This is a genomic window from Desulfurobacteriaceae bacterium (assembly GCA_039832905.1).
Lineage (GTDB): Bacteria > Aquificota > Aquificia > Desulfurobacteriales > Desulfurobacteriaceae > Desulfurobacterium.
This window is the reverse complement of the sequence record JBDOLX010000067.1, coordinates 1-5,282: the sequence shown is the minus strand read 5'-3', so window position 1 is coordinate 5,282 and position 5,282 is coordinate 1. Positions and strand designations below refer to the sequence as shown.

The 5,282-nt window shown below is 36.4% G+C and carries 6 protein-coding genes; 4 read left to right on the top strand and 2 right to left on the bottom strand.

Annotation, left to right across the window (positions count from 1 at the left end; genetic code table 11):
* From ABGX27_04930 to rsmG, 4 genes are all read left to right on the top strand, one after another.
* On the top strand, positions 1 to 237 hold a 237-nt coding region (locus ABGX27_04930), incomplete at its 5' end, for a TonB family protein (protein ID MEO2068839.1).
* Between the two features lie 12 nt (positions 238 to 249).
* Positions 250 to 1,014, top strand: a complete 765-nt coding sequence (locus ABGX27_04925; GenBank protein MEO2068838.1) for an SAM-dependent chlorinase/fluorinase — start codon at positions 250 to 252, stop codon at positions 1,012 to 1,014.
* Complete coding sequence (gene mnmG / locus ABGX27_04920; protein MEO2068837.1) at positions 1,015 to 2,919, top strand: tRNA uridine-5-carboxymethylaminomethyl(34) synthesis enzyme MnmG; 1,905 nt, start codon at positions 1,015 to 1,017, stop codon at positions 2,917 to 2,919. It begins immediately after the preceding gene.
* Positions 2,909 to 3,529 (top strand): 16S rRNA (guanine(527)-N(7))-methyltransferase RsmG, encoded by a 621-nt coding sequence (gene rsmG / locus ABGX27_04915; GenBank protein ID MEO2068836.1) that lies wholly within the window; start codon positions 2,909 to 2,911, stop codon positions 3,527 to 3,529. The genes mnmG and rsmG overlap by 11 nt, the downstream gene beginning before the upstream one ends.
* On the opposite strand, the gene ABGX27_04910 is transcribed toward rsmG, so the two are convergent.
* Both ABGX27_04910 and ABGX27_04905 read right to left on the bottom strand, forming a co-directional pair.
* Positions 3,526 to 4,617 (bottom strand): M14/M99 family metallopeptidase, encoded by a 1,092-nt coding sequence (locus ABGX27_04910; GenBank protein MEO2068835.1) that lies wholly within the window; start codon positions 4,615 to 4,617, stop codon positions 3,526 to 3,528. The two genes, rsmG and ABGX27_04910, sit on opposite strands and share 4 nt — an antisense overlap.
* A partial coding sequence (locus ABGX27_04905) for a L,D-transpeptidase family protein (GenBank protein MEO2068834.1) occupies positions 4,587 to 5,282 on the bottom strand: 696 nt, incomplete at its 5' end. The genes ABGX27_04905 and ABGX27_04910, both read right to left, overlap by 31 nt.

Below are 5,282 nucleotides of genomic sequence, written 5' to 3'. Positions count from 1 at the left end.
CATTGGGTAAATCCTTACTCCTCTATCCCCAATGGAAAGGAAAACAAAGTAGTCATCTACATAGTCGTTAACAAAAAAGGGGAAATTTCCTCTTTAGATGTCGAAAATCTTTCTTCTGATAGTCTTTTTAATAGAGCTGCTATTTCTGCTATTTATGCTGCAGCTCCATTTGATCCAATTCCTGAAAGTGTAAACTTAAAAGAGGTAAAAATAAAAGTAGAGTTTGAAACAAAGTAAGGGAGGAGTGGAATGGAAAACATAGTTGCCATTATTTCCGATTATGGACTAAAAGACTATTATGTTGGTTCAGTTCACGGTGTTATAAGAAGCGTAAACCCAGAAGCCAAAATCGTTGATATAACTCACAACACTAGACCTTTTGATCTTGTAGATGCAGCAGTTAAATTTAAGTGGTCTTACAAATACTTCCCAAGGGGAACAGTTTTCTTAATCCTTGTCGATCCAGACCCTACTGCAGAACCTATTATAGTTTCTACAGAAAACTACTTTATCGTTTGTCCAAACAATGGAGTAGGAAGTCTTGTATTTCAAGAGGAAAAACCGGAAAGCGTTTATAGGATAACAGCTGACCACTATTTCTTGAAAAGTCCTGGAAACTTTAGGGGACGCGATGTCCTAACTCCAATTGCTGCAGAACTTGCAAAACTACAGTCGGCTTATCACCTTGGAGACAAAATAGAACTTAACCAACTTAAACTCTTTGCCATTCCTCAACCTCGTCAAGTTGCTCCTAATATCTTTGAGGCTATTGTCCTTGATGTTGATAACTTTGGAAATCTTATCCTCAACCTTGAGACAAAAACTCTTCCAAAGGCTGTTGAAATCAATGGAGTTAGAGTTGAGAAGGCCTCTTCAGAGTTTAAAGGACTAAACAGAGGTGAACTTTTTATATCTATTCATCCAGAAGGAAATGTGCAGATTGTTGCATATATGGCAAATGCTGCTATGCTTTTAAAAGCACAAAGAGGAACAAAAGTAAAAGTGGAGTTTTAAATGTGGGATGAAGTTTACGACGTAATAGTTGTTGGTGCAGGACACGCTGGATGTGAAGCGGCATTGGCAGCTGCACGAATGGGGTGTAAGACTGCTTTATTCACCATAAACGTTGACAAAATAGCCGAAATGTCCTGTAACCCTGCCATTGGGGGTGTTGCTAAGGGAACAGTTGTTAGAGAAATCGACGCCCTCGGCGGAGAAATGGCAAAGAACATAGATGAAACCGGTATTCAATTTAGGATTTTAAATAGAAGGAAAGGACCAGCAGTAAGATCCCCAAGGGCACAAGCTGATAAGTATGCCTACAGAGACAGAATGAGAAAAGTAATAGAGAACACAGACAACTTAGATATTATTCAACAAATAGTCGATGACATCATAGTAGAAGATGAGAAAGTAAAAGGAGTAGTTACTCACATAGGTGCAAGATATGGGGCTAAAGCGGTAGTAGTTACTGCAGGAACATTCTTAAAAGGAAAAATATTTATTGGATTTAATGAGTTTGAAGGCGGTAGAATGTGGGAACCCGCCGCCAATAAACTCTCTGAGTTTTATGTAAGACATGGCTTTAAAGTAGCAAGACTAAAAACTGGAACTCCTGTAAGGCTTGATGGAACAACCATAGACTTTTCAAAGATGGAAAGACAAGACGGAGACGAACCACCACCGTTTTTCTCCCACTGGACGGAAAAGGAAAAAGTAGAACAAATTCCCTGCTGGCTTACCTACACAACACCAGAAACCCATAAGATTATTAGGGAAAACCTACACCGTTCTCCAATGTACGGAGAATGTAAACTTATAAGCGGAGTAGGAGTTAGATACTGTCCCTCAATTGAGGATAAAATTGTTAAATTTCCTGATAAAGAAAGACACCAAGTATTCATAGAACCTGAAGGAAGAAATACTGTTGAGTTCTATCCTAACGGAATCTCGACAAGTTTGCCTTTTGATGTTCAAGAAGAAATCGTCCGTTCAATTCCCGGACTTGAAAACGCAAAAATAATAAGACCTGCCTATGCTATTGAATACGACTTTGTTGATCCAAGACACCTTTATCCTACTTTGGAAACAAAAACCATAAAGGGACTATTCAACGCTGGACAGATAAACGGAACAACTGGATATGAAGAAGCAGCAGGCCAAGGAATAGTCGCGGGAATCAACGCTGCTCTTTATGCTCTTGGCAAAGATGAAAAATTCATTCTCGGAAGAGATGAAGCCTACATAGGAGTAATGATTGACGACCTTGTGAACAAAGGAGTTAGAGAACCTTATAGACTTTTTACCTCCCGTGCTGAGTATAGACTTCTTTTAAGATACGATAATGCAGACTATCGCCTTGCAAAGTACGGTTATAAGTTCGGACTCTTAACTCGCCAGCAGTATGAAAGAGTAAAGAAAAAGTACGAAACTGTAAAAGTCTTCGTTGAGAAGCTAAAAGAAGTAAAAGTAAAGCCTGAAGTTATTAATCCTGTTCTTGAAAAGGTTTCTTCTACACCTTTAAAGGAGAGTAAGTCTATATATGAAATTCTCAAAAGACCAGAAGTTCCTCTTAATGAAATCTTAAGTGTGGTCTTTGTACCTTTTGATTTAGAAGATGAAAAGCTCTTAAAAGAAGTATTGGAAGAGGTGGAAATAGAAGTTAAGTATGAAGGATACATAAAGAGACAACTTGAAGAGGTTAAGAAGTTTAGAAAGCTTGAAAACATTAAAATTCCAAGTGATTTTGATTACGATATTGTTCCAATTTCAACGGAAGAAAGACAAAAACTAAAAGAAATGAAGCCTATAACCTTAGGGCAAGCAGCAAGACTTGAAGGTATCAGACCAGCATCAATTCCAATCTTAGCCATTTACATCGAAAAATGGAAAAAAGGAGAAGTTAACCTTGAGTCTTGAAAGATTGAGAGATCTCTGTAAGCTTAACAATATAGAATTAAGAGAAGAACACCTTCTAAAGTTTCAAAAGTACAAGGAACTTTTAAAGAGATGGGGAAAGAGAATAAATATTACTTCTATTCTTGATGACAAAGGCATAGAAGAAAAACACTTTTTTGATTCTCTACTTGGGTTAAAAGCTTTTGAAAGTTTAGGGCTAGACGTTAGAAACAAAACTTTTCTTGACGTTGGATCAGGAGGAGGATTTCCCGGTGTTCCTCTATCCATAGTTATTGAAGGTTCTACTTTTCACCTATGTGAATCAAAACACAAAAAGTGTGTATTCTTAGAACAAGTAAAAAGAGAGTTAAAGCTTGAAAACGTTAAAGTTTTATGCTCCAGAGTAGAAGATTTGGACGGAAAGTACGACTTCCTTTTAATGAGAGCAGTTAAAGATCCTCTAACAGCCATCAAGTTAACAAACCATTTTCTCGAAAAAGGAAGCATTCTTTGTATTTATAGAGGAAAAGAAAAATTCCCTGAAAAGATTGAAGGTTATAAAGTAAAGGAAGTTTCACTTTCCCCAAAAGGGGTAAAGTTTGAAAGACATTTTCTATTTATCCACCGTTAACTAAGTACAAACCTTACTTTGAATACTTCTTTAAAGTCGTCTTTGACCCTTACTGTTAAATTTTTTCTTATTCTAAAGCTTCGCCAGTTGAGGTTCACTCCAACAGGAATAGCGTTTGTTCCGCTTGAACCATGAAAAGAAATAAATTCTACCTCACTACCTTGCGGTATCTTAAAGGTCTTACAAGATGAAACAAGTAAACTTCTTCCGTTAATTTTTAAACTTGCGGAATAAACTTTCTTCTCATTCAGAATCTTTTCACCAATCTCTTGTAGAACGCTAAAACTTGGTTCTATCTCCACACTAAAGAGTTTAAAGAAGGCTTCAAGCATTAGAAAATGTGTTCTCACTTTATCTTCAAGGCTAGGAAGTTGCTTTGAAGCCTCAAGACAAAAAGCCCGAGTATTACACTCTCTTAAACAGTAATAAGTTAAAGACTTCCTCTGTTCTGGATGTTTAGTACTTTTAGAAAAGGTATGGGTATTAAAGACAGGAATTTTCCATTTTTTGTATTTTATTTTTTTGTTAGCTTCCTTAGCTACAAACTTTGCAATCTTACCAAGATTAAAACTTTCGTACCTTTCCTCGTCTATAACTATACACTGTCCCCAATGACTATTATTCAATATATGAAATCCAAAACCGTCATGAAGAGAAAGAACAACATCGGGTTTTAACTCTTTAATTAAACTTTTAAGCTTTAAAACGTAAGGATAATCAGGATCTTTGCAAGATATATACGCAAACTTACGGTTCATATCTCCGTTATAGCCTCTAACGTTTGCAAGAATGGAAATGAAATTACTTCTCGGTGCTATGAAGAGTTCTCCTTTTTTAACCTTTACACGTCTTAGAATCTCTGCGGCTTTATAAGCCCCTGGTTCGTTCCCATGAATTCCACCGACAATCAAAATTCTTCCGCCTTTTTCTTTCCCTTGAAGATAGGTTGTTTCAAAAGAAATTTTCGGAAGTCTTACATGAATTCCTTTCTTTATCCCTTTCCCAAAAGCTTCTTCTTGTAAAAATGGAGATACCCCAAGGAACGTTAGAAAAGTTTTTACAAACTCTCTTCTCCTAATATTTTCCATTGCTTTCCTTCTTTGATTATGTAAAGAAGTTTTCTGCCTTTAGATGTAAAGTTATTAGAACTATACTCAAGGTCAAAAGCTGCAACATAGAGATTTCCAAACTTTAAGAGCCTTCCATCCTTAGATATAGAAATATTCCTTAGTTTAATTCTTATCCACTTTTTTTGCCTTGTAATCCTTTTTTTATACCTTACCCACTCTCTATATCCTCCGTTTTTCCATACAAAGTGCCTAGAGTATAAAGATAAGTAATCGTTGATATTTCTTGGAGTATTTTCCCAAGCCCTTTTCCAGGTAAGAATAAAGTTGTATATAGACCTTTGTTCCTGTATGTAAGCATTCCTAGTAGAAAAGTTAAGCTTTGAAACTATTATTACTGGAGTAATCTTAGGTTTTATAATTTTCCTTAGTTCCTTTAAGTACTTATTTTTTAACGCTACACACCCATTAGTGCTGTGAGGGGGTCTGTTGGGATTATCTGTTCCGTGTATCCAAATACCGTGTCCGTTCCTTCTTAAAATTTTTCTGTCAATTAAATTGGGATAGTTTAAAGGATAAGCCCCTAAACCGTACATCTTAGGAAGCCTTGATCGCCAGTAAAGGGGAAAGTAAATTCCCTCAGGAGTTCTCATATCCCCTTCTTCTAACTTGTCTCCATGTCTTTT